The sequence below is a fragment of the Paenalicyclobacillus macrosporangiidus genome, assembly GCF_900116805.1.
Taxonomy (GTDB): Bacteria; Bacillota; Bacilli; order Alicyclobacillales; family Alicyclobacillaceae; genus Alicyclobacillus_H; species Alicyclobacillus_H macrosporangiidus.
The window spans coordinates 22,167-45,722 of the sequence record NZ_FPBV01000008.1 but is presented as its reverse complement, the minus strand read 5'-3'; the positions used below and the strand labels follow the sequence as shown (position 1 = coordinate 45,722).

General features: G+C 66.0%; 23 protein-coding genes. 21 read left to right on the top strand and 2 right to left on the bottom strand.

All coding sequences use genetic code 11. The features are described 5' to 3' along the window. The first annotated feature begins 94 nt into the window (after window positions 1–94). From BM357_RS19265 to yajC, 9 genes are all read left to right on the top strand, one after another. Window positions 95–529, top strand: a complete 435-nt coding sequence (locus BM357_RS19265) for a hypothetical protein (protein ID WP_139234635.1) — start codon at window positions 95–97, stop codon at window positions 527–529. Window positions 530–662: 133 nt separating this feature from the next. Further along, window positions 663–1,181, top strand: a complete 519-nt coding sequence (ruvC, locus tag BM357_RS08620; protein WP_074951940.1) for a crossover junction endodeoxyribonuclease RuvC — start codon at window positions 663–665, stop codon at window positions 1,179–1,181. After that, entirely contained in the window at window positions 1,178–1,792 is a 615-nt protein-coding gene (gene ruvA / locus BM357_RS08615; RefSeq protein ID WP_074951715.1) for a Holliday junction branch migration protein RuvA, read from the top strand. Before ruvC ends, ruvA begins: the two co-directional genes overlap by 4 nt. A 48-nt stretch (window positions 1,793–1,840) precedes the next feature. After that, entirely contained in the window at window positions 1,841–2,860 is a 1,020-nt protein-coding gene (ruvB, locus tag BM357_RS08610; protein WP_074951712.1) for a Holliday junction branch migration DNA helicase RuvB, read from the top strand. A gap of 41 nt (window positions 2,861–2,901) precedes the next feature. Then, the gene (gene sigI / locus BM357_RS08605; RefSeq protein WP_074951709.1) at window positions 2,902–3,642 is read left to right on the top strand and encodes an RNA polymerase sigma factor SigI; all 741 of its coding nucleotides are present in this window, start codon (window positions 2,902–2,904) and stop codon (window positions 3,640–3,642) included. Between the two features lie 19 nt (window positions 3,643–3,661). Then, window positions 3,662–5,035, top strand: coding sequence for an anti-sigma factor domain-containing protein (locus tag BM357_RS08600; protein ID WP_074951706.1), 1,374 nt, complete (start codon window positions 3,662–3,664; stop codon window positions 5,033–5,035). A 188-nt stretch (window positions 5,036–5,223) separates the two neighbouring features. Beyond that, window positions 5,224–6,354: a tRNA preQ1(34) S-adenosylmethionine ribosyltransferase-isomerase QueA gene (queA, locus tag BM357_RS08595; protein WP_074951703.1), complete on the top strand. Its 1,131-nt coding sequence runs from the start codon at window positions 5,224–5,226 to the stop codon at window positions 6,352–6,354. Continuing rightward, window positions 6,335–7,486, top strand: a complete 1,152-nt coding sequence (tgt, locus tag BM357_RS08590; protein WP_074951700.1) for a tRNA guanosine(34) transglycosylase Tgt — start codon at window positions 6,335–6,337, stop codon at window positions 7,484–7,486. The genes queA and tgt overlap by 20 nt, the downstream gene beginning before the upstream one ends. Continuing rightward, window positions 7,483–7,758, top strand: coding sequence for a preprotein translocase subunit YajC (gene yajC / locus BM357_RS08585; RefSeq protein ID WP_074951697.1), 276 nt, complete (start codon window positions 7,483–7,485; stop codon window positions 7,756–7,758). The genes tgt and yajC overlap by 4 nt, the downstream gene beginning before the upstream one ends. A 103-nt stretch (window positions 7,759–7,861) precedes the next feature. Here the strand turns inward: yajC and BM357_RS08580 are convergent, their stop codons facing one another. Beyond that, window positions 7,862–8,257, bottom strand: coding sequence for a TIGR04086 family membrane protein (locus BM357_RS08580; RefSeq protein WP_245783908.1), 396 nt, complete (start codon window positions 8,255–8,257; stop codon window positions 7,862–7,864). A 159-nt stretch (window positions 8,258–8,416) separates the two neighbouring features. Here BM357_RS08580 and BM357_RS08575 point away from each other — a divergent pair, with 159 nt between their 5' ends. Then, window positions 8,417–10,579 carry a sensor domain-containing diguanylate cyclase gene (locus tag BM357_RS08575; protein WP_074951693.1) on the top strand — a complete coding sequence of 721 codons (2,163 nt, stop codon included), beginning with the start codon at window positions 8,417–8,419 and terminating at the stop codon, window positions 10,577–10,579. 121 nt (window positions 10,580–10,700) lie between these two features. Further along, the gene (locus BM357_RS08570) at window positions 10,701–11,468 is read left to right on the top strand and encodes a DUF421 domain-containing protein (protein WP_245783907.1); all 768 of its coding nucleotides are present in this window, start codon (window positions 10,701–10,703) and stop codon (window positions 11,466–11,468) included. On the opposite strand, the gene spoVB is transcribed toward BM357_RS08570, so the two are convergent. Then, window positions 11,430–13,013: a stage V sporulation protein B gene (spoVB, locus tag BM357_RS08565; RefSeq protein WP_074951689.1), complete on the bottom strand. Its 1,584-nt coding sequence runs from the start codon at window positions 13,011–13,013 to the stop codon at window positions 11,430–11,432. The genes BM357_RS08570 and spoVB overlap by 39 nt on opposite strands. Before the next feature lie 186 nt (window positions 13,014–13,199). Between spoVB and BM357_RS08560 the strand changes: the two genes are divergently transcribed. The 10 genes from BM357_RS08560 (at window position 13,200) to BM357_RS08515 (ending at window position 23,515) form a co-directional block, all read left to right on the top strand. Then, on the top strand, window positions 13,200–13,487 hold the full coding sequence (locus tag BM357_RS08560; protein WP_245783906.1) for a post-transcriptional regulator: 288 nt from the start codon (window positions 13,200–13,202) through the stop codon (window positions 13,485–13,487). A 142-nt stretch (window positions 13,488–13,629) separates the two neighbouring features. Beyond that, on the top strand, window positions 13,630–14,916 hold the full coding sequence (gene secD, locus BM357_RS08555) for a protein translocase subunit SecD (RefSeq protein ID WP_074951928.1): 1,287 nt from the start codon (window positions 13,630–13,632) through the stop codon (window positions 14,914–14,916). Beyond that, window positions 14,913–15,824 (top strand): protein translocase subunit SecF, encoded by a 912-nt coding sequence (secF, locus tag BM357_RS08550; RefSeq protein ID WP_074951685.1) that lies wholly within the window; start codon window positions 14,913–14,915, stop codon window positions 15,822–15,824. Before secD ends, secF begins: the two co-directional genes overlap by 4 nt. Window positions 15,825–15,925: 101 nt before the next feature. Further along, window positions 15,926–16,840, top strand: coding sequence for a cation diffusion facilitator family transporter (locus tag BM357_RS08545; protein ID WP_245783905.1), 915 nt, complete (start codon window positions 15,926–15,928; stop codon window positions 16,838–16,840). Further along, window positions 16,837–18,813 (top strand): single-stranded-DNA-specific exonuclease RecJ, encoded by a 1,977-nt coding sequence (recJ, locus tag BM357_RS08540; RefSeq protein ID WP_083430322.1) that lies wholly within the window; start codon window positions 16,837–16,839, stop codon window positions 18,811–18,813. The genes BM357_RS08545 and recJ overlap by 4 nt, the downstream gene beginning before the upstream one ends. 11 nt (window positions 18,814–18,824) lie before the next feature. Continuing rightward, window positions 18,825–19,340, top strand: a complete 516-nt coding sequence (locus BM357_RS08535) for an adenine phosphoribosyltransferase (RefSeq protein WP_074951682.1) — start codon at window positions 18,825–18,827, stop codon at window positions 19,338–19,340. Window positions 19,341–19,454: 114 nt separating this feature from the next. Further along, window positions 19,455–21,611 carry a RelA/SpoT family protein gene (locus tag BM357_RS08530; RefSeq protein ID WP_074951679.1) on the top strand — a complete coding sequence of 719 codons (2,157 nt, stop codon included), beginning with the start codon at window positions 19,455–19,457 and terminating at the stop codon, window positions 21,609–21,611. Window positions 21,612–21,722: 111 nt separating this feature from the next. Next, a complete protein-coding gene (gene dtd / locus BM357_RS08525; protein WP_074951677.1) occupies window positions 21,723–22,172 on the top strand; it encodes a D-aminoacyl-tRNA deacylase in 450 nt (149 codons plus the stop codon). Between the two features lie 33 nt (window positions 22,173–22,205). Then, the gene (locus BM357_RS08520; protein ID WP_074951674.1) at window positions 22,206–22,841 is read left to right on the top strand and encodes an MBL fold metallo-hydrolase; all 636 of its coding nucleotides are present in this window, start codon (window positions 22,206–22,208) and stop codon (window positions 22,839–22,841) included. A 107-nt stretch (window positions 22,842–22,948) separates the two neighbouring features. Beyond that, window positions 22,949–23,515 carry a DL-endopeptidase inhibitor IseA family protein gene (locus BM357_RS08515; RefSeq protein WP_074951671.1) on the top strand — a complete coding sequence of 189 codons (567 nt, stop codon included), beginning with the start codon at window positions 22,949–22,951 and terminating at the stop codon, window positions 23,513–23,515. Window positions 23,516–23,556: the final 41 nt, after the last annotated feature.

The window sequence follows — 23,556 nt, the reverse complement described above, 5'->3', positions numbered from 1 at the left end:
AATATGCCCGGCCGTTTTTTCATGGCTGGGGTGTATGGACCATGGTGGCGGGTGACAGGCTAATCTCAACACAGCAACCGGTGAGGTGGATCCCATGTCTTCGCGAATCCCCTGGGCAGAGACCTGCGCGCACCTGGCGTGGGAGGGGGCCCGGGCACGACGGAGAAGTGGATGGCCCAGGTCGGCGGCGTGCGCTGCTGCGGCGGTGGCCGCCGTCTGGGCCGCGACGGGGTTGACGGCGCCCGCCGCCTATGCGGACGCTCCCGCGGTGACGGACTTCGGCCTGGATGAGGCACTCCCCGTATGGGCGGCGGAGGCCCCCGGGGCGGACCGCGCCGCCTTCGTGACGCTGTACCCGGACGGCCGGGGGCAGTGGCAGGTGCACCACGTGCGCGGCGACGCCATCGTGGGGTTTGCAGCGGAGCACCCCGCGTGGCAGTTGGACCCCGGGCTGATGTGGTTTGTCCAGATGCCGGTCTACGTCCGCCACGTCCCCGCTCCGCGGAGCCCCGGCGTCGAATCGGTGTGACGCAGCTGCGCGGAGCACGTACGAAGCACAAGCGGAGTGGCGCGCCCCACCCGCACAAAGACGAAAATTTCTTTGATAGGAATCGAGCCCCCGCACAGCGAAACTGTCGCGGGGAGGTTTTTCTATGACGAAGATTCGCATCCTCGGCATCGATCCGGGACTGGCCCGGACCGGCTACGGGGTGGTCGACAGCGACGGGACGCGCCTGCGGGCGGTGGGTTACGGCTGCATTGAAACGCCGGCGCACACGCCGCTGCCGCGGCGGCTGCAGCAGGTGTACGACGAGGTCAGGGAGGTCATCGCGCGGCACCGGCCGGACACGGTGGCGGTCGAACAGCTGTTTTTTTACCGGAACACGACGACCGCTTTCGCCGTCGGCCAGGCGCGGGGGGTGGCCATCCTGGCGGCGGTCCAGGCGGGCCTGGATTTGGCGGAATACACGCCGATGCAGGTGAAGCAGGCCGTCTCCGGGTACGGCAAGGCGGACAAAAGCCAGGTCCAGGAGATGGTGCGGCTCCTGTTGCAACTGCCTGCGCGGCCGAGCCCGGATGACACCGCCGATGCCCTGGCGGTGGCCATTGCGCACGCCCACGCGGGCCCGTTTCGCCGGTTGGCGGAAGGCGCAGGCGGAGAAGGGACGGTGCGGGCGTGATTGCGTTCGTCCGCGGATGCATCCATCAGACGGGGCCCGGGATGGCTGTGGTCGACGTCGGCGGCGTCGGCTACCGGGTGTTTGTGACGGAGCGCTGCGCCGCGAACCTGTCGGTGGGACAGGAGGTACTCCTGTACACTCACCACCGCGTTCGGGAAGACGAGTGGAGCCTGTACGGGTTTCTGAGCCCGGAGGAGCGGGACTGGTTCGAGCTGCTCATGGGGGTCTCCGGGGTGGGCCCGAAAGGGGCGATGCAGATCCTGTCGGCCACGGAGCCGGCGGCGTTCGCGCAGGCCATCGCCGACGAGGACGTCGGCTTTTTGTGCACGCTCCCCGGCGTGGGGCGAAAGACGGCTCAACGTCTGGTGGTCGAATTGAAGGACAAAATCGGCCCGCTGCAGGGGCGGATTCAGCCCACTGCGAAACCGATGGCCTCCCGGCCGGCGGAGGCGGCGGGATCCGGGGTGGCGGCCGACGTCATTGAGGCCCTGGTGACCCTGGGCTATAATGAGAGGCAAGCCGCCGCTGTGGTGCAGGAGACCCTCCGCGCCCATCCCGAAGCCGGGGTGGAGGACGTGTTGCGCTGGTGCCTGCGCCAACTGGCTCCGTGATGCCGGCTCCCGGGAGCCTCGCGTGGCAGTGGCGACGGGAGGAGAGAGATGTCGGAACGGTTGATTTCGTCCGATTGGAGCAGGGAGGATCTGGCGTTTGACTCCCTGCGGCCCAGGTTTTTGGATGACTACATTGGCCAGAGCGGCGTCAAGGAGAATCTGCGGGTGTTCATCCAGGCGGCCAAGGAGCGGTCCGAGCCCTTGGATCACGTCCTGCTGTACGGCCCCCCCGGGCTTGGCAAGACGTCGCTGTCGATGGTCATCGCCAACGAATTGGGTGTGAATATTCGCATCACATCGGGGCCCGCCATCGAGCGGCCGGGGGATTTGGCCGCGCTGCTCACCAACCTGCAGGCGGGCGATGTGCTGTTTATCGACGAGATCCACCGTCTTCCACGAGCGGTGGAGGAAGTCCTGTACCCGGCGATGGAGGATTTCGCGCTGGACATCGTCATCGGCAAAGGTCCGGCGGCGCGTTCGGTCCGGTTGGACTTGCCGGGGTTCACGCTCATCGGAGCGACGACGCGGGCGGGACTTTTGTCTTCGCCGCTGCGGGATCGTTTCGGGGTCATCATTCACCTCGACTACTACCCGGTGGCGGACCTGGCGCGCATCATCCGCAGGACGGCGGACATCCTGCGCGTGCCGGTGGATGACGACGCGGCCGAGGAGATCGCCCGCCGTTCACGCGGGACGCCCCGCGTCGCCAACCGGCTGCTCAAGCGGGTGCGCGACTTCGCGCAGGTCGCTCAGGCGCCCGTGTTGACGAAGGGGCTGGCGCAAGCGGCGCTCGCGAAATTGCAGGTAGACGAACTGGGATTGGACGAACTGGACGACAAGGTGCTGCAGACCCTCATTCACAAATTCGCCGGCGGCCCGGTGGGGCTCGATACGCTGGCGGCAGCAGTCGGCGAGGAGGCAGGAACCATCGAGGATGTGTATGAGCCGTATCTGATTCAGATGGGGCTCATCCAACGGACGCCGCGCGGGCGCGTCGCCACCGCGGCGGCGTACAGACACCTGGGTGTGCCGGTACCGGACCACCTGGAGCCCGAGCGGCCCCTATAACGCGGTGCGCGACCGCGAATCTGTAGAGTGAGGTGGCGAGTTTGCGAGGACTGCTGTTCGGCAGGAAGTCCGAAGACAAAAGCCAGCTCGACTCGTTGCTGGCCCTCGCCCAGGCGGGGGACGCGGACGCGCGCAACGCCATCATCGCACAGTACACCCCGTTCATTCTGAAAGTCGCTTCCCAGGCCGCTCGCCGGTACATCGACCGCGAGCGGGACGATGAGTACAGCGTCGCCCTGATGGCGATGAACGAGGCGATTGACCGGTTCGATCCCGCTCGCAAGGTGAACTTCCTCGGCTTCGCCGAGACCATCATCCGCCGGCGCCTGATTGACCACTTCCGCGCCCAGCGGGCGCAGGCCAAGGCGGTCCCGTGGACGGAGTTCGACGTGACGGATGAGGAAGACAACGTCGTCAATTACGTGGAAGTCAAGACCTCCGTCGAGGCGCACGGGGAAGCCGAGGAGCGCGCCGAGCGCCAGGCCGAGATCCTGGAGTATGCGCGGGCGTTGTCCGATTACGGCCTGTCGTTCGCGGAGCTCGTGGAGGTCTCGCCGAAGCACGCGGACGCGCGCGCCAACGCGATCGCGGTCGCGAAGGCGGTCGTCGCCGATGAAGAGTTGCTGCGCTATGTGCAGGAGCGCAAGTCCCTGCCGCTCAAGTTGCTGGAAGAGCGCGTGCAGGTGTCGCGCAAGACGATGGAGCGCCAGCGCAAGTACATCCTGGCGGTCGTGGTGCTGCTCAACGGCGACTTTCACCACCTGCGTTCATACATCTCGTAAATAGAGAGGAGGGCGGAACGTGAGAAGGCATGGCATCGTCCTGGAACTCCATCCTGATTCTGCCATTGTTCTCAGCCGGGACGGGGAGTTTTGCCGCATTCCGCGTACCGCCGAGATGCTTGTGGGGGTGGAGGTGGCGTGGGAGGCCCCGGCGATTTCGGGGCGTTTCGGCCGGCTTCGAGGGGGCGGATGGTTTCGTGCGCCGTGGGGCCGGTTGAGCCTCGCCGGCATGGCCGCCAGCCTCGTCGCCGCAGCGGGCGTCTGGTTCGGGATCTGCGTGACGCGCCCCGCGCAGGCCTACGCATCGGTCGCGGTGGACGTCAACCCGAGCGTGTGCCTCGAGGTGGACCGAAATTTGCGCGTCCTCTCGGCCCACGGCAACGACCCGGACGGTGCGGCGCTCTTGTCGGAGCTGCACCTGCAAGGCGAACCGCTGGGGGCGGCCCTGCAGGAGATCGTCCACGCGGCCGGAGCGGTACGCGCCCTCGGCAGCGACGACGCCATCCTGGTCTCAGCTGCACCGGCGGCGGGATCGGCGGATTTGACGCGCGTGCAGCAGGCGGCTGAATCCGCCCTGATGCAGTTGGGGATTGCCGGGATGAAGGCCCCGCATCTGTACACCATCACGCTGTCGCCGGCCATCTGGCAGGCCGCGGACGCGGCTAAGATCTCGCCCGGTCGGCTGGCGGCGTATCTGGTGGCGGAAAAAGAGGGTTTCCATGTACAGAGCGTCAACGACCTGTCCGGCCCGTCCTTGGTGAGGGTCCTGTCGGACCCCGCCGCGGCACCGGTGCTGCAGGTGCTCAGCGCGGCGGACATGACGCAGCTCGAGCGGTTCATCGACAGCCTGCACCTGCCTGCGGGCGGGCCGACGGCTTCGTCCAATCGGCAGAAAGGCTCGGCGGGCGCAGGGGCCGCACCCGGTCAAACGACGAACGCGACGGGCGGCGGTCAGGGGGCCGGTTCCACAGGAAACAACGGGACGCCCGGCCGGCAGGGCGACGGACATGGCAACGGGGGCGCCGACCGGGGAACGCCGGGCAAGTCGTCCGGGAAACAGGGGTCGGGCAAGACGGGTTCCGGCAACGGTTCTTCCGGGAATGATGGCCCTGGCGGGGGCGGACTGCGAGTGGGCGGCTCCCTCGAGGGACGCGGAGAGATCCAGGTGCGTATCGGCGATCGGGTGATCACGGTCCCGGTCGCCTATGGCGTGATCGGCCGGCTGACCGGGCAGACCCCGGGTCGCCAGGGGTTCGACGCGGATTCGGACGGGAAGCGCCACGGTTCTCCGCACGGCACGGGTCGCCACGGGTCGAGCGCGGACGGATTCCCGACCAATCGGCCCTTGTCGGTCTCCAGCCACGGCTGGGACAACCATTCGGATCGAAGGTGAGCGGGGACGAACCACGGCCGGCACGGACGCGACGCAAGACGCGTGCCCGGCGGTGTCTCCCGGTGGTTCGTCAGACGCATCTCAGACGCAGCCAGGATACGGCCGCCCGCGAGGCGGCCGTTTTTGCACCCTGGACCGTACAGGCCTATAATGGTAGGCATGCGTGTCGCACGGAAGGTGGGAATCGGTTGCGCGTCGAGGATTTCGATTACGAGTTGCCCGAGGAACTGATTGCACAGACGCCGCTGGAACGGCGGACCGACTCGCGCCTGATGGTGGTGGATCCGGTGGCCCGGACGGTGCGCCACACGCGATTCGCAAACCTTCGCGATCACCTGGTGCCGGGCGATGTGCTGGTCTTGAACAATTCGAAAGTGCTGCCGGCCCGCATCATGGCGGTGAAGACCGATACAGGGGCGCGCATCGAGCTCTTGCTCTCGAAGGCCATCGCCGATGACGAGTGGGAAGTCCTGGCCCGGCCCGCCAAGCGCCTGAAGGCGGGGACGACGCTGGACATCCTGGAGCCCGTTCCCGGGGAAGCGGACGGGTGGCGCCCGTCGGGCGGGACGGCCGTCGTGACCGCGGTCCGTGAGGAGGGGCTCCGCCACCTCCGTTTTTCGGCCCAGGAACCGCTCGAGGCGTTTTTCCAGCGCGTCGGGAACGTTCCGCTGCCCCCGTACATTCACGCCAAACTGAAGGATCCGAACCGGTACCAGACGGTGTACGCCCAGCACGCCGGCTCGGTGGCGGCCCCGACCGCGGGGTTGCACTTTACGGAGGACCTGCTGCAGGAGGTCCGGGAGATGGGGGTGGAGGTGCATTTCGTCACCCTTCACGTCGGGCTCGGCACCTTTAAGCCGGTGAAGGTCGAGCGTGTGGAAGAACACCGTATGCACAGCGAGGCGTACTACGTTCCCCCTTCGGTGGCCGATGCGGTGCGGCGGGCCAAGCGCGAGGGACGACGGGTGATTGCGGTCGGGACGACGGCGCTGCGCACGCTGGAGAGCGCTGGACAGGACGGGGATATCCGGGCCGGGGGCGGCGATACGTCCATCTTCATCTACCCGGGTTACCAATTTCGCGTGATCGATGCGCTCATCACGAATTTTCACCTGCCGAAGTCGACCCTCCTGATGCTGGTGGCGGCGATGATGGGGTTGGACTTCACCAAGCGGGTGTACGAGACGGCGGTCGCCGAACGGTACCGCTTTTTCAGCTTTGGCGACGCGATGTTTATCGTCCGCGGCGTCTGGGCGGGCGACGGGAAGGGCAAAGTCGCGGCCGCGGGAGGGGATTCGAATGGAACCGGTACGGTTTGAACTGATCCGCCGCTGTCCGCGCACCCTGGCACGCCGGGGCCGTCTGCACACCCCGCACGGCACGGTGGAGACGCCTGTGTTCATGCCGGTGGGCACGCAAGCGACCGTCAAGACGATGGCCCCGTGGGAGTTGGCCGAGATGGGGGCCGGCATCATCCTGTCGAACACGTATCACCTGCACCTGCGTCCGGGGGAGGACATGGTGCGGGAGATGGGCGGCCTGCATGCCTTCATGCAGTGGCCGGGGGCCATCCTGACGGACAGCGGCGGCTTTCAGGTCTTCAGCCTCGCCGATCTCCGCAAGATCACGGACGAAGGGGTGCAGTTCCGCTCCCATCTGGATGGAAGCTTGCGGTTTTTCTCGCCGGAGCGCGTGATGGAGATTGAAAACGCGCTGGGCGCCGACATCATCATGGCGTTCGACGAATGCCCGCCGTACCCGGCGAGCCGGGAGTACCTCGAAACCTCCTTGCGGCGGACGCTCGACTGGGCCAGGCGATGCCAGCGCGCGCACGCCCGGCCGGAGGAACAAGCGTTGTTCGGCATCGTCCAGGGGGGCGAACACCTGGATCTGCGCCGGCAGGCGGTCGAGGCCCTCGTGGAACTGGACTTGCCGGGATACGCGGTGGGCGGACTGAGCGTCGGGGAACCGAAACCGGTGATGCACGAAGTGTTGGCCTACACGACGCCGCTCCTGCCCGCCGACAAGCCGCGGTACCTCATGGGCGTCGGCACGCCGGAAGACCTGTTCGAAGGGGTCGAACGGGGCATCGACATGTTCGACTGCGTGCTTCCGACGCGCATCGCCCGCAACGGGACCGTGCTCACCAGCCGCGGGAAGTTGGTCATCCGCAACGCCCGCTACGCGCGGGACCCGCGTCCGCTCGACGAGGCGTGCGACTGCCGCGTTTGCCGCACCTTTTCACGGGCGTACATCCGCCATCTCATCAAGGCCGGAGAAGTGCTCGGGATCCGCTTGACCACCTACCACAATGTGTACTTTCTGCTGCGGCTGATGGAGGGCATCCGCCGCGCCATCGAAGCGGGCAGATTTCCGGAGTACAAGCGGGAATTTTACGATACATATGGGTATAATGAGAGTGGAAACATAGGAGAGGAAGGGTTGGATTGACACAAAACATCATCCTGCTGGTCGTGATGCTCGTCGTCTTCTACGCCTTGCTGATTGTGCCCCAGCGCAGGCAGCAGAAACAGCGCCAGAACATGATGAAACAGCTGGGACCTGGCGCGAAGATCTTGACGACAGCGGGCATCTTCGGCCGCGTCGTGCAGGTGAACGACGACGTGCTGGTGGTCAATATCGCCGACGGAGTCGACATTCAGCTCGACAGCCGCGCCGTCCTGCGCGTCGTGGAGCCCGCACCGCAGGCCGACCCCGCATAAGCAGGCGGTGCGAAAACAGGCGAGGGCGCGAAGACCGCCCTCGCCTCTCCTGTGCCTCGGCCGGTCGTCCAGGGCCAGGTGGCGTCATCCGGGGACCGGGAGGTCAGCGGGTGGTGTTGATGCCAATGATTCCGCCGAACGCGCCGATGAGGGCCATGACGAGGACGCGAAAAAGACCGCTCGGGTCCAAGGAAAACGTGTTGTACACGATGACGCCGATGAGGATCATGAGGATGGCGTAAGACAGTCCGACGAGTCCGCCATAGTACCATCCGCGTTCCCCGGCCGCCCGGCTGGCGGCCAATGCGCCGCACAGGATGGACAGGCAGTGGACGATGTAGGCCATGAGGACCGTGCGGTTGGCACTGAGGGTGCCGAAGTGGGCCCACAGAGACAGAAACAGGGTACCCACGGCGGCGACAAACAGGCTCCATGCCAGACCGTACAGAACGGGGAACCGGCGCAGGGCGCGCATGGAGCGGCGCACAGTCAGGTCCACGGAAATCACCTCCGGATGTCGAAATGGTTTATACTATACGTATTCTCATTGTGGACGCGCTATGAACCTCGCGAGATCCAGAGAGAATGAAATGCGCGAGTCAGGGGTTTGGTCAACCTGCTGCGTGATTTCGCCCTCCCGCGCGCTGGGAGGAAGAGGGTGACCAACTTGAAGTGGAACCGCGTGTATCAGGCGGCCGCATACGAACTCCTGGTGGCCGCGGGCGGCCTGGCGGTCGCCATCGCATCCTTTCCGGGGATAAACCCGCACCGCGTGGCGCTGGCGGTGCTTCTGCTCTTGGTGGCGTCGTTCCTCGAAGCCATCCCCGTCTCGCTCGGAAAGGCGTTCGGCAGCCTCATGCTGGTCGTGCCACTAGGCGTGTTGGTCCTGTACGGTGGGCGTGCGGCGGTGAGTCTGATCCTGGGCGCCGAGCTCCTGGGCCAGCTTTTGTCGCGCCGGCGCATGATGTGGACGACCTGGCTCTTCAACGCGGGTCAATATGCGCTCAGCGCCTGGGTGATGTGGCGCGTGTACGGCTGGGTGACGGGCGGCCAGCTCCTCCAGATGACCGATATCGGTGTGCTCCTCGGAGCCGTTGCGGGCGCCACGGCGTTCCTCCTGGTCAACCACCTGTTCGTCAACATTCTGCAGGCGTTGCGCGGAAAATTCTCTGTCGGTGAGATGCTGGAGCTGCTCTGGCACGACGGATTCAACGTGATGCTCTCGCTGCCGCTCGCCTACGTGATGGTCGTCGTCAGCGGGCCGTTTCCGTACCTGGGGGCGCTCGTCACGTTGCCCATCGCGTTGGTGGGCCAGACGCTGCGCGTGTACCGGCGGATGGCGGAACTACAGCGGGTGCATGGGGCGACGGCACGGCTGGCGAGTGAATTTGACGTGGATCGCATCTGCCAGGAGGCGGCGGAGACCGCGTGCCAGGTCACCTATGCCGACGCCGTCGTGGTGTGGACCCTCGGGCCGGATGGCGATACCCTGGTCCCGAACGCCATCCATCCGCTCGCGCAGGCGGAGCATTTTCGGTTGGAGGGCTTACGTCGGGAGGAACGCGGCGTCATTTGGCACGTCCTGGACGGAGAGGGCTGGGCGTATGTTCCCAACACCCTGAAAGACCCGCGGGTGCGGTTTGGCGGCAAGGGCGTGCTGTACCGCAGCATGGCGGTTTTCCCCATGCGTGCGCACGGACAGGCGCACGGCGCCATCGTCTGTTACGGAGAACGGCCCTACCAGTTCGGCCGCGACCGGGCTCAGCATCTGGAGACGCTGGCGGCGCAGGTGGCCGTGCTGCTGGAGAACGCCAAACTGTACCAGTCGCTCCAGGAGCAGTCCTGGCGGGACGCGGCGACGGGGCTGTATAACTACCGGTACTTTTACCGGGCGCTGGAGCAGCAGGTGCGCGAGGCGAGCGCCGCGCACAGGGAGTTGTCGGTGGCGATTGTCGATGTCGATCACTTCAAAAAGTTTAATGACACGTACGGCCACTTGGCGGGCGATCAGGTGTTGCGTTCCCTGGCGGGCGTGTTGCAGGAACTGGCGGGTCCCGACGCGGTCGTGGCCCGGTACGGCGGGGAGGAGTTCGGCATCATCCTGCCCGTGGGCACGAAGGACGCGTTGGAGCGGTTGGAGGCCATCCGCCAGGCGGCCAGCCGCCATGTGGTGGCGTACAACGGGTACCACCTGCAGGGCATCACGGTCAGTTGCGGACTGGCGACCTTTCCGGTGCACGCCGACAATGACCGGGACCTCTTGGCCAAGGCGGATTCCACCCTGTATTGGGGCGCGAAGCAGCGGGGCCGCAACCGCGTCGCCGTCTATGGACCGGAGTACGAGGCGCAGCTGTTCGTGGACGAGCTGACCGGCCTGTACACGTACCATTTCCTCACCCTGCGCGTGCGGGAGGACTTCCAGCGGGGATTCCGCACCTGGGGTGCGGTGTGCATCGATCTCCACAACTTCTCTTTCGTCAACTCGGCCTTCGGGTTTGACGTGGGGGACCGGGTGCTGAAGGACACCGCCATGCTCATCAAGGACTGTCTGCGCCGCGACGAGTTGGCCTGCCGGTACGGCGGAGATGAGTTCCTGGTGCTCATCGCGAACACCGGGCCTACGGAGATGCGGCACATCGCCGAGCGGGTGGGACGGGCCATCAGCAGCCACCGGTTCGAATGCGGCGGCAGCGTCGTGATCAACCTCCGGGCGACGCTGGTCACGCGCTGCTACGACGGTCTCGAAGACGTGACGGATTTGTTCGATCGCGTCAGCAGCGTGTTCGCCAACATGAATCAACACGCCACCGAGATGGCGTAACGCGGCCGTCAGGCGCCTTCCCAGCCCGAACCATGCCGGCCTGCCTTGCCGGTTTGGTTTCTCGTTTTTGAAAGAGCCGCCAACGCTCTGGCCATACTACCTCGACGAGGGAGGAATGGCCGTGCTGGAGATTCCGATTTGGCGGTTCTGCCTGCGGATATTGATCTTATATATCGCCGTCATGATTGCGCTGCGGCTCATGGGCAAACGGGAGATCGGCCAGCTGTCCGTGTTCGACTTCGTCGTCTCCATCATGATTGCGGAGTTGACCGCGGTGCCCATGGAGGACGCCCGCCGGCCGCTGTGGATCCCGCTGTTGGCGATGGGCATCCTGGTGGCGCTCCAGCTGTTGGTGGCGGTCGGCCAGTTGAAGAGCCATCGGTTCCGTCACTGGGTCGACGGCGAGCCGACGGTGCTCGTGGAGCACGGGCAGATCCGAGATCGTGAGATGAGAAAGACGCGCTACACGGTGAACGACCTCTTGATGCAGCTGCGCGAACAGGGGATTGCGGACGTCGCGGACGTGGAGCTCGCGATCCTGGAGACATCCGGAAAGTTGAGCGTTCTTCCGAAGGCGGAGGCGAGACCCGTGCGGCCGGACGACCTGGGGATCCGTGCCCATCCGGAGGGGATTCCCTTACCTTTGGTGAGCGACGGCCAGGTGGTGAAGAGGACGTTGCAGCAGCTCGGCCGGGATGAGGCGTGGCTGCGGGAGGAGCTGCACCGGCGCGGCTGCGCCCGCCTGGAGGACGTGTTCTACGCCTCCATCGACGAGCACGGGTCCCTCTTCATCGACGCGGTGGACGGGACCAGCGCCGTCTTCCGCGGCGATCCGTCCGATGCCAAGCGGTCAGATGCCGAACGGCATCCACCGAACCAAGGCCGCTAGCGCGCCGCCGATCTTCGGGATGCGCTGCATCGTCCGCGAGGTGACCACGCGAAACGCGCAGCACAGGGCGAAGTAGACCATCCCTCCCCCCACGATGGCCGCCAGCATCCGGCCGGCTCCCAGGTGGCCGGTGTCCGGCGTGAGCAGATCGCAGACCACCAGCATGACGAGTGAGGCGATGGCCACCTTCGCCGTGTCGGCGACGTTCACCGGAAGTCCGATGTAGCGGTACAGGGCCGCACAGTACAACACCAGCGTCACCACATTGGCGATGGTCGTCGCCCACGCCACGCCGAGCACTTCGAGGTGGGGCTGGGATGCCAGTTCCCAAATGAGACTGAGGCGCAGGACGCCGCCGAGGATGGAGATGACCATCGCGACGGTCGCGTGGTTCAGGCCTTGCAAAATGGCGGTGACCGGACCCTGCAGATAGATCAGGAAGCCGGCCGGCGCCATGACCTGGAGGATGGGGGCGACTCCCTCGTCCCGATAGATGGCCCAGCACAACGGGTGGGCGAACAGGGTGAAGATCACCGACACGGGCATGCCGACCAGGGCTGTGGCGCGCCAGCTCTGCGCGAACCGGATGCGCACGCGCTGCACCTCGTCTTCGGCCATCGCCTCCGACACAGAGGGGACGAGGTTGGCGGCGAGGGAAGCGGTGAACACGGTCGGGAACACCAACAGCGGAACGGCCATGCTGCCGTACTGGCCATACATCTCGGTGGCCTCCGGGCCGCTGGCGCCGGCGTGGAGCAGGGCGCGCGTCACGAGGATCGGTTCAATCGCCCACAGGAACGACCAGATGAGGCGGCTCACCGTCACTGGAATGGCCAGCTCTGCAATGGCGTGCAGTGTCTGCCGGAGAGTCTCCAAGCTCCGTGTTGGCGCATCGGGCAACAGATCCGACAGCCGCCCCCTGCGCCGCTGCTGCAGGATGAGGTAGCCCAGCCCCACGATTTCGCCAATGACGGTGCCCGCCATCGCGGCGGCTGCGGCGGCCGCGATGCCGTAGCGGATGAAGGAACCGGCCAGACCGTAGACCACGCCGATGCGGGCGATGGTCTCCAGAATCGACGCCCACGCCGTCGGGGCCATGTCTTGCAACCCTTGGAAATAGCCCCGGTAGATGCTGGAGATGGCGATCACCATGACGATGGGGATCATCACCTGGTACGTCAGATAGGCGCGCGGGTCGGTGAACCAGTGGCGCAGCACGAAGCCGCGGAGGACCCACATCAGGACGACCACCACGACGGACATGGTGACGATGACCCACGTGCTGATGCGCATGACGCGTTCAATCCGCGCGCGATCGCGCTGGACATACGCCTCCGCGACCAATTTGGAGATGGCGATGGGCAACCCGGCGGTGATGAAGGTCAGCGCCAGGCTGGCCAGCGGCCACACCATTTGGAACAGGCCCATCCCTTCGGCGCCGATGAGCCTAGACAAATAGATCCGGTAGACGAACCCGAGGATGCGGGTCACCACGCCGGAGAGCATCAACACCAGGGTACCGTGCAGAAACGAACGTTGGATCATCGGTCGGAACGCCTCGCTCATTCCCCGCCGGAGGCGGAGGTCTGTCCGTATCATGCGTATGCCGCGCAGCCCGGGGTTAGTCCCGGGCCCGAGCAGGATTCCGCCGCCGGGGCGGCGAAAGGATGCGAAAGGGTTGCAGACGCGCCGCGCCGAGCGCGGCGGGCGGTGAAAGAGGGGCGGTGCCGTGTGGAATCCGCACAGGAACGCGAGGTTCGGTGGGAAGATTATGAACCGGAACTGATGGAGCTCTGCAGGGTGAAGGCGGAGGAGTTTCACCTGCTCGGCTACGAGGAGGTGACCCCGGCCGAGGTGTGGGCGTGCGTCATGCAGATGACCCGGGGGCGTGGCGCCCTGCACGATGTGGTGGCGGCCATCCTGGGGTTGAATATCGGCCGCTTCATGACCTATCTGACGATGAACGCCTACCAAGGCAAGCTTGGCACGGACGTGTTTGACGCTTCAAAGCAGGGTTGATTATACTGAGGAAGGTTGTTTGGACGACCTGTGGACGACCGGCCGGGTCCAGGCCCGGCCGGGCTTCGGGGTGCCCCGTGCGCCTTGGGGCCGGGCCCGCCGGACGGCGGGCCATTACCTTGTGGATGGGGAGACTCGTGGTTTGAAAACGAAGCGTCATCGTAAATGGGGCCGTTTCCTGGCGTTTCTCGCGGTCATCGGGGCGGTCATCGGGCTGACGGCGGGCACGTCGATGCAACTGTGGAAGCACATTTCGCTCGGACTCGATCTCAAAGGCGGTTTCGAACTGCTCTATCAAATTCAGTCGAGCCCGGACAAACCACTGACGCCGGACGGCGCGAAGGCGGTCGTGCAGGCGATTGAGCTGCGCGTCAACAACCTCGGAACCGGCTCTCCCATCATCGAACTGGAGGGTTCGGACCAGGTGCGGGTGCAGCTGGCGGGCACGTTCAACCAATCGGAGGCGGAGCGGGTCATCGGCCAGACGGCCGATCTGAAAATGTACGGAAACGCGACCCAGGACAAGAGTGGAAAGTGGGTGCCGGACGAGAAGACCCTGTTGGCCACGGGGGCGGACTTGAAGCCCAACTCGCGTTGGGCGCAGGACCCGACGACCGGGCAGAACGTGGTGACCCTCGAATTTAAGGATCCGAAGAAGTGGCAGGACATCACGACCAAGTACCTGCAGAAGCCCATCTACGTGTTCCTCAACGGCGACCTGTTGACGGCGCCCACCATCCAGTCGGTGATGTCAAACGGCCAGTCGGAGATCTACGGACCGACGCTGAGTACGCCCGAGGCGTGCAATGAGTTAGCCAAGGAGCTCAATGCCGGGGCCCTGCCGTATCCGCTGAAGCTCATCAGCTCGACGAACGTCGGGCCGTCGCTCGGCCTCGCGTCCCTGAAGGCGACGTTGTGGGCCGGAGCTGCCGCCATCCTCCTGATCTTCCTGTTCATGCTGGCCCTCTACCGGATGGCGGGCCTGATTGCCGACGTCGCCCTGGTGGCGTACCTGTACCTGGTGCTGCTCACGTTCGCCGGCATGCACGTGGTGCTGACGCTGCCCGGCCTGGCCGCGCTGGTGCTCGGCGTCGGCATGGCGGTCGATGCGAACATCATCACCTACGAGCGGATCAAGGATGAGCTGCGCAACGGCAAGAGCGTGCAATCCAGCGTGATTGCAGGCAACAAGAGAGCCCTGCGGACCATCATCGACTCGAACGCGACCACCTTTATCGCTGGCGCCGTAATGTATTGGTTCGGCCAGGGCGACATCCGCGGATTCGCCGTGGCGCTGATGATCAGCATCGTCGTCAGCATGCTGACCGCGGTGCTCCTGAGCCGGGCCATGCTGCTGTTGTTCACCAAGTCGGGTGTGGTGGCGCGGCCCTGGTGGTACGGCGCCGGGAAGGGGGTCGTGCAGTCGTGAATGCGCGGTTTAACATCGTGGCCCGGCGGCGGTGGTTCTTCCTGTTGTCGGGGGTCATTACCGTCCTCGGCCTCGCGGCATTCCTGTTGTTTGGATTCAACCTCGGGGCGGACTTCCGCGCCGGCTCGCGCGTGCAGATGCAGTTGAACGAACCGGTGGACGTGCAGAAGGTGCGCGACATGTTTCAGCAGATTGGCCTGTCCGTCCCGGAAGGGGGCATCACGGTGGCCGGTACGCGCAGTGACATGGCCGTCGTGCGCTTCCCCGAGGTGCTGACCCAGGATCAGATTGCGAAGATCAACCAGGCGGAAAAGCAGACGTTCCCCAAGGCGTCGGGGGCGGACGTGCGAACCGTCAACCCCATCGTCGCGCAGCAGACCTCCCGCAAGGCGGTCTGGTCTGTGCTGTTGGCGAGCCTGTTCATCGTCGCGTACGTCAGCATCCGCTTTGAATACCGGTTCGCCATCTCCGGCATCGTCGCGCTGCTGCACGACGCCTTCATCGTCATGTCGGTGTTCGCGCTGCTGCGGCTGGAGGTGGACCTGACGTTCGTGGCCGCCATCCTGACGATTGTCGGCTACTCCATCAACGACACCATCGTCATCTTCGACCGCATCCGCGAGAATCTCCGGATTGCCAAACCGCGGTCGTTCAGCGACCTCGAGCATCTGGTCGACAAGAGCCTGTGGCAGACCATGTCGCGTTCCATCAACACGGTCGTGACGGTGCTCATCGCGGCGGTCACCCTGTACTTCTTCGGCGGCCAGACCATCCACAACTTCAACCTGGCCCTCATCGTCGGGCTGGTCAGCGGCGCGTACAGCTCCATCTTCATCGCAAGCCCCCTGTGGGTGGCGTGGCGGGGTCGCCAGATGCGGCGGAGTGCACCGGAAAAGCATCCCGCGTGAGCGGGAGTCAACAGGACGCGCTCCTGCGGGAGCGCGTCGCTGTTCTCAGGGCGCCGCTCGGCCGCTCTCGCCGGCCGGGCGCCGGGAAAGGGGATTTGCGCGTGTCCGGACATGAGGACCACCGCCAGGCACAGGCCGGAGCCTGGGCCAGCGTGATCGTCAACCTGTTGCTCACCGCCGGCAAAGGGGCAGTGGGCGTGTTCGCGGGCAGCCGCGCGCTGGTCGCGGACGCGGTCCACTCGGCGGCGGACCTGGCGGGCTCCATCGCGGTCATCGTCGGCCTCATGGTGGCCCGCAAGCCGCCCGACGCGGATCATCCGTACGGGCACGGCAAGGCGGAGCTCATCAGCTCGGGGATTGTCGCGGGCCTGCTGGCCGCTGCCGGGCTGGAGGTGGCGGTGGGCGCGGTGATGTCTCTGTTCCGTCCGGCGGAACAGCCGCAGGTGTTGGCAGCCTGGGTGGCTGCGGCGGCGGTCGTCGTCAAAGAGGTCATGTTCCAGTACAACTATCGCCTCGGCAAGCGCCTGCACAGCCAAAGCCTGATTGCGTCGGCGATGGATCACCGGTCCGATGTGCTTTCTTCGTTGGCGGCGCTCGTCGGCATTCTCTTGTCCAGGGCGGGCGCCGAATGGCAAGTCCACTGGCTGGTGCGCATGGACGCCGTCGCGAGCCTCGTGGTGGCGGTGTTGATCTTCAAGATGGGGTATGAGATCGCCAAGGACGCGGTGCACGTGCTGATGGATCGCGTCGTTGAAGGGGAACAGGTGAAGACGTACGAGGACGTCATCCTGTCCGTGCCGGGCGTGGCGCACATCGACGAGCTGCGCGTGCGCGACCACGGGCGGTACGTCGTCATCGACGTCAAGATCAGCGTCGACGCGCGCATGTCGGTGGCCGAGGGGCACGGCATCGCGGCCGAGGTGAAGGAGCGGTTGATCACGCGGCTGCCGCGCGTGCTGGATGTGCTGGTGCACGTCAATCCGTGTTACCCGGATGAGGAGGAGGGGCGGCGTTGACCGGTGAGGAAAGAGCGCCGGGCCTGTGGCGGACGGCGGGGATTCCGGAAGACGCGGCGCGCAGGATGGCCGAGCGGTGCGGCGTCCCTCTGCGGGTGGCGCGGTGGTTGTGCGCGCGCGGCGTGGCGGAAGAGGAAGTCGGAATGTGGTGGGACCCGACTCGCATCCCGTGGAGCGACCCGTTTTCGTTCGAGGAGATGGACGCGGCCGTGGATGCCGTGCTCGATGCCATCCGCCGCGAGGCGGTCATCGCTTTGGTCGGGGATTACGACGTGGACGGGGTGACGGCCAGCGTGATTGCGGCGGAGGCGTTGCGGCTTGCGGGCGCCCGCTGCGAGGTGATCCTCCCGCATCGGGTGCGGGACGGGTACGGCCTGTCCGAGGCGATGGTCGATCGCGCGGCGGAGATGGGATGCGGGATCATCGTCACGGTGGACAACGGCGTGCGCGCCCACGAGGCCGTGCAACGCGCGGCCGCGCGGGGCATCCCCGTGGTGGTGACGGACCATCACGAACCCGGGCCGGACCTTCCCGCGGCACAGGCGGTGGTGCATGCGGCGCGCAGCCGGGATGCGGCGCAGGCCATCCTCTCCGGGGCCGGGGTGGCGTGGAAATTCGCCCTCGCGCTGTGCGCGCGGGCGAGCGTGCGCGTGGAACCGGAGATCGCCGGCTGGTGGCTGGGCCTCGCGGCACTCGGGGCACTGGCCGACGCGGTGCCGCTGACGGGGGAAAACCGCCGGCTGATTGTGGAAGGGATGGACCGCCTGCGGGGGAGCCGGCGGGCCGGTTGGCGGGCGCTGTGCGAGCAGGCCGGACTGACTCCCGGCGCGTTGTCGGCGGAACTGTTGCAGTGGACCGTGATCCCCCGCCTCAACGCCGCGGGACGGATGGATTCGGCAGAGCTGGCCTACCGGCTCTTGGCCACCTCGGACGAGCTGTCCGCCCGGCGGTGGGCGGCCGAACTGGAGGCGTGCAACGACCGGCGCAAGCGGGAGACGGAGCGGGCGTTCATCGAGGCGTGCGCGGCGTTGGACGCGTGGATGGCGGACGGTGCCGCCGGCCCGGGGGGCCTCGCGGTGTGGGGGCCGTGGCCGCTGGGCGTGGCGGGCATTGTGGCGGCCCGATTGGCGGAACGGTACGGCCGCCCGGTGGTGGTGCTCGCCGATGAGGGGGAAGAGGTGCTGCGCGGGTCGGGCCGCGCGCCGGAGGGAGTCCATCTGCACGGGATGATGGAGGCCTGCGCCGAGCACCTGCACCACTTCGGCGGCCACGCCGGGGCGGTGGGCTGCGGCGTCCGCCGGGGGGATCTGGAGGCGTTTCGGCAGGCGTTCGCGGCCCTCTCCTTCCAAGCGCCGGTGTCCGGGATGCCTGGGGCGGACGACTACCTGCCCTTGCGGGAGGCCACGCTGGAAACCCTGTCGTGGGTGGAGCGGTTTGCACCGTTTGGCCCGGGTAATCCGCCGTTCGCGTTTTTCGTCGGCCCCGTGACGCTGGTGGCGGTCACGCCGCTCGGCGATGGCAGCCACCTGCGGCTGCGCGTCCAGGAGGGGCGGGACCAGGCCGAGCTGGTCTGGTTCCGTGCGCCGGCGGAGGTGCGGACCTGGCGGCCGGGAGACGTGATTGGCGCGGTCTGCCGGCTGGACCGGAACGAGTGGCAAGGGATGGTCCGGCCGCAACTGCGCGTGCAGTCGGCGCGCCGTTTTACACGGCCCTTGCTGCGGGAGGACTTTGGTCTGCTGTACCGGCTGCTGCGGGCGCGGCGGCGGCTGGTGGAAGCGGAGCTGCATCGGCTGGGCGCGCGGTGGTCTGCGTCGGACGCGCAGCTCATGCTCGACACGTTTGTCGAACTGGGATTTGCTCGCTACCAGGAGAGCGCGTATCATGTTGTTGACAATGCAGACGCCAAGGATCTGCGGGAATCGTTACACTATCAATCGCACCTGCGGCAGGCCGGCCGGCGCCGCGAAGCGTGAGGAGCGAACGTATGGACTGGAACAGCAAGATCCGGGAGATCCTCGATTTTCCGCAACCGGGGATCCGCTTTAAGGACATCACGCCGCTGTTGGCCGACGGGTCTGCGTACCGGCAGGCCATCGACGAACTGGCGTCGTTCGCCCGGGAGGTGGGCGCGCAGTTGGTCGTCGGGCCGGAGGCCCGCGGATTCGTGGTCGGGGCGCCGTTGGCCTACGCGCTCGGGGTGGGGTTTGTCCCGGTCCGGAAACGGGGCAAGTTGCCCCACCGGACGGTGTCGGTGGAGTACGCCCTGGAGTACGGGACGGACGTCCTGGAGATCCACGAGGACGCCGTTCGCCCCGGCCAAAGGGTCGTGGTCGCGGATGACCTGCTCGCCACCGGCGGGACGATGGCGGCGACGGTGGCGTTGGTTCGCAAGCTCGGCGGCTTCGTCGTCGGCGCGGCCTTCTTCATCGAACTCGGAGCCCTCGGCGGGCGGGACCGCTTGGCGGGGCTGCCGATTCGGACGTTGATCCGCTACGACTGAAACCGGTCTGCCGCGGGTCTGCGGCGGGCAGGCAAGGCAGCGAGCGCATCGAGGAGGCCGGCGGGAGGCCGGGTGGACAGGCGCGGAGCCGGGATGGACGGGGGGTGAAAGTCTGTGGACATCGAACCGTTGTGTGAGAAGGTCGCCAAGTACGCCAAGCCGGAAGATCTGGAACTCATCCGGCGTGCATATCGGTATGCGGAGGAGGCCCATCGCGGGCAACTTCGCCGATCCGGGGAGCCGTACATCACGCATCCGGTCGCCGTCGCGATGATCCTGGCCGACCTTCGGCTCGACGCGACCACCCTCGCCGCCGCCCTCCTGCACGACGTGGTCGAGGACACGAAGGCGACGGACGAGGAGATTGTGCGCCAGTTTGGCGCCGATGTCGCGGGGCTGGTCGACGGGGTGACCAAGCTCAAACGCATCAAGTTCGATTCCACGGAAGAACAGCAGGCGGAGAACCTGCGCAAGATGTTCATGGCCATGGCCAAGGACATTCGCGTGCTGCTGATCAAACTGGCGGATCGCCTGCACAACATGCGCACCCTCCGTTACCAACCCCCTGAGAAACAGCTCAGGACCGCGCGGGAGACCCTCGAAATCTTCGCACCCCTGGCCCACCGGCTGGGCATCTACACGCTGAAGTGGGAACTCGAAGACCTGTCGCTGCGCTACCTCAATCCCCAGCAGTACTACCGCATCGTCAATCTGATGGCGCAGAAGCGGAAGGAACGGGAGACGTACGTCGGCGAGGTCATTCAGGTGTTGCGCGAGAAGCTGCGCGAGATCGACATCCAGGCGGAAGTCTCCGGCCGCGCCAAGCACATTTACAGCATATACCGGAAGATGGTCACGCAGAACAAGGAGTTCAACGAAATTTACGACCTGTTCGCCATCCGCGTGATCGTCGACAGCGTCAAAGACTGCTATGGCGTGCTCGGCATCGTGCACACCATGTGGAAACCGATGCCTGGCCGGTTCAAGGATTACATCGCGATGCCGAAGGCGAACATGTACCAGAGCCTGCACACCACCGTCATCGGCCCGAGGGGGGAGCCGCTGGAGATCCAGATCCGCACCTGGGAGATGCACCAGACGGCCGAGTACGGCATCGCCGCCCACTGGGTGTACAAAGAGGGCGGGCAGAAGGCCGAGGGGAAGTTTGCCCAGAAGCTGGCCTGGTTCCGGGAGGTGCTGGAGTGGCAGCAGGACTTCCGGGACGCGCAAGAGTTCATGGAGACTCTGAAGATTGACCTGTTCTCCGACGAGGTGTTCGTCTTCACGCCCAAGGGGGACGTCATCGAGCTGCCGGCGGGATCGGTCCCCATCGATTTCGCCTACCGCATCCATACGGATATCGGAAACCGCTGCATCGGCGCCAAGGTCAACGGTAAAATCGTGCCGCTCGACTACCGGCTCCGCACCGGGGACATCGTCGAGGTCCTCACGTCGAAGCACAGCTATGGCCCGAGCCGCGACTGGTTGAAGATTGTCAAGTCCTCGCAGGCCAAGAGCAAGATCCGGGCTTGGTTCAAGAAGGAGAAGCGCGAGGAGAACGTCGCCCGCGGCCGCGAGCTGATTGAAAAGGAGCTGGCGCGCCAGCGCGCCGAGCCGCACCTGCTGATGACACCGGCCTACATGACGGACGTGTTGCAGAAGTTCAACTTCTCCAAGGAGGACGACCTGTACGCGGCGGTGGGGTACGGCGGCCTGTCGCCGGTGCAGGTGGCGACGCGGCTGGTCGAGCGGTACCGGCGCGATCACAGCGACGGGCCGCTCGACAAGGTGTCGCTCGAGGGGAGAGAGCGCGGCAAGCCGTCGCACAGCGGGGTGCGGGTGCGCGGGGTGGACAACCTGCTCATCCGGTTCGCGCGATGCTGCAACCCGGTGCCGGGTGACGAGATTGTCGGGTTCGTCACGCGGGGCCGCGGGGTGTCGGTGCACCGCTCGGACTGCCCCAATGCGCTGCAGTTGCGGGCCAATGAGGAGCGGGTGATTGACGTCGAGTGGGCGGGCGCGCCGGACCAGTCGTACCCGGTCGACATCGAATTGGTGTCGATGGACCGGCACGGCCTCATCAACGAGGTGATGAACGCCGTGGCCGAGACGAAGACGGACATCCAGGCCGTCCACGGGCGCGTGGACGACAAACGCATTGCCCACGTGAACCTGACCGTGCGGATCCGCAACCTGGATCACCTGCGCACCGTCGTCGAACGCCTCAAGCGGATCAAGGACGTGCACAGCGTGCGCCGGCTCGTGCAGTGACGAGGCCGGCGTCGCCAGGGGCGCCATGGGGGCGGCGCCGGCGGAAGGCGCGGGGCCGGCGTCCGGCCGGGACGCATGAGAAGGGCATATGGATAACCGGGGAGGGACGAGATGAGAGCCGTCGTGCAACGGAGTGGTCCAGCCTGCGTGCGCGTGGGCGGCGAGGTCGTGGGGCGCGTGGACTTCGGTCTGGTGGTGCTGCTCGGCGTGCGTGCCGGGGATACCGAAGACGACGCGCGCTATCTGGCGGAGAAGGTCGCGCACCTGCGGGTGTTCGCCGACGCGGAAGGGAAGATGAACCTCGACGTGCGCGAGGCGGGCGGATCCATCCTGTCGATCTCGCAGTTCACCCTGTACGGGGACGTGCGCAAGGGCCGGCGGCCCAATTACATGGAGGCGGCTCGCCCGGAAGAGGCGGAACCGCTGTACGAGCGGTTCAATGAATACCTGCGCGGGTGGGGCCTGCACGTGGAGACCGGCCGGTTCGGGGCGATGATGGAGGTCTCGCTGGTGAACGACGGGCCGGTTACCATCCTGCTCGACAGCCAGCGCCAGTTTTGACGCGGCGGAGCGGCATTCGGAGGAGGGACAGGGATGCTCATTCGCTCATTTGTCATCAGCCCCTTTGGCTCCAATTGTTACGTGTTGGCGGAGGCGGACGAACCGGGTGCCCGGGCGGTGATCATCGACCCGGGCGACACGGCCGTGACGCCGGTCCTGGCATTCGTCGAGCAGCACCGGTTGGCTGTGGAGGCGATTTGGAACACGCACGCGCATGTCGACCATGTGATGGGCGTCGACGTGGTGCGGGATCGACTGTCCGTGCCGGCGTGGCTGCACCGGGCGGACGTTCCGGTGTGGGAAGCGATGCCGGAGTCGGCCCAGCGGTGGCTGAATCAGACGGTGCCCCCGCTGCGGGCGCCGGACGCCTTCTGGGAGGACGGAGACGTGGTGACGTTGGGGGACCTGCGTTTCACCGTCTGGCACACGCCGGGGCATTCGCCGGGCAGCGTCTGCCTCATCGGGGAGAAGGTGGCGTTCACCGGCGACACCCTGTTTGCCGGGACCATCGGTCGCACCGATTTGCCCCTGTCCGACCCGGCCGCGATGGAGCGCTCGTTGCGCCGGTTGCAGGGTCTGCCGGATGACTTAACCATCTACCCGGGGCACATGGGGACATCCACCATCGGCCGGGAGCGTCAGGCGAATCCGTTTTTCCAAATGAACTGAAACTTATCAATACTATTACACAGCTGCTAACGTTTGACATGTCCCTAAGAGTCTTCTAAGATCGGATTGTTCACAGAAAGATAGAGACCATTAGGGAGTGAGATTTGGTGAAACGTTGGACAGCTGGGGTGGTGACCATCGCCGCGATGGCGGTGTTGGCAGGGTGCGGCACAGCCGCGGGCAATGCGTCGAATGCGACGAATGCGATCACGGGCGCCGGATCGTCCGCAGTGACGGACGGTTTGAAACAGACCTTCGTGTCCGTCAACGCGGCGGCGCACGCCGCGATGGAGGACCTGCATCACGGTTCGACCATCAACGGACCGATGGATCAGGTGAAGATTGGCGGCCAGACGTTCGATCTGGTGGCGAAGAACAAGCAGGATCTCGACACGCTGAAGGCCCGGTACCTGGATTTCTTCACGCCGGCGGCCATCGACGACATGTTCAAGGACGTACAGCTGAAGGACGGCCAATACGTGATCGCCGAGTCCACGGCGACGGACGAGTGGAACTGGTACAAGGCGACGGTGGCGGACGTGAAGGATCAGGGGGATGGCACCTACCTGGTGACGTTCAACGTTCCGGCACAGGACGGTTCCAAGAGCGAGAAGAAGCAGGCGCTGATGGCCAAGGACAGCAGCGGAAAGGTCGTGTTCGCGGGCGACAAGTGAGCCGTCGCCCGGAACACGCGTCTGGGCCGTCGGGAGGATGC

Coding starts and splice junctions, on each gene's coding strand:
- BM357_RS19265 (WP_139234635.1), top strand. CDS start 95: ATGTCTTCGCGAATCCCCTGGGCAGAGACCTGCGCGCACCTGGCGTGG.
- ruvB (WP_074951712.1), top strand. CDS start 1,841: ATGTCGGAACGGTTGATTTCGTCCGATTGGAGCAGGGAGGATCTGGCG.
- tgt (WP_074951700.1), top strand. CDS start 6,335: ATGGAACCGGTACGGTTTGAACTGATCCGCCGCTGTCCGCGCACCCTG.
- spoVB (WP_074951689.1), bottom strand. CDS start 13,013: ATGATCCAACGTTCGTTTCTGCACGGTACCCTGGTGTTGATGCTCTCC.
- BM357_RS08535 (WP_074951682.1), top strand. CDS start 18,825: ATGGACTGGAACAGCAAGATCCGGGAGATCCTCGATTTTCCGCAACCG.
- dtd (WP_074951677.1), top strand. CDS start 21,723: ATGAGAGCCGTCGTGCAACGGAGTGGTCCAGCCTGCGTGCGCGTGGGC.
- BM357_RS08520 (WP_074951674.1), top strand. CDS start 22,206: ATGCTCATTCGCTCATTTGTCATCAGCCCCTTTGGCTCCAATTGTTAC.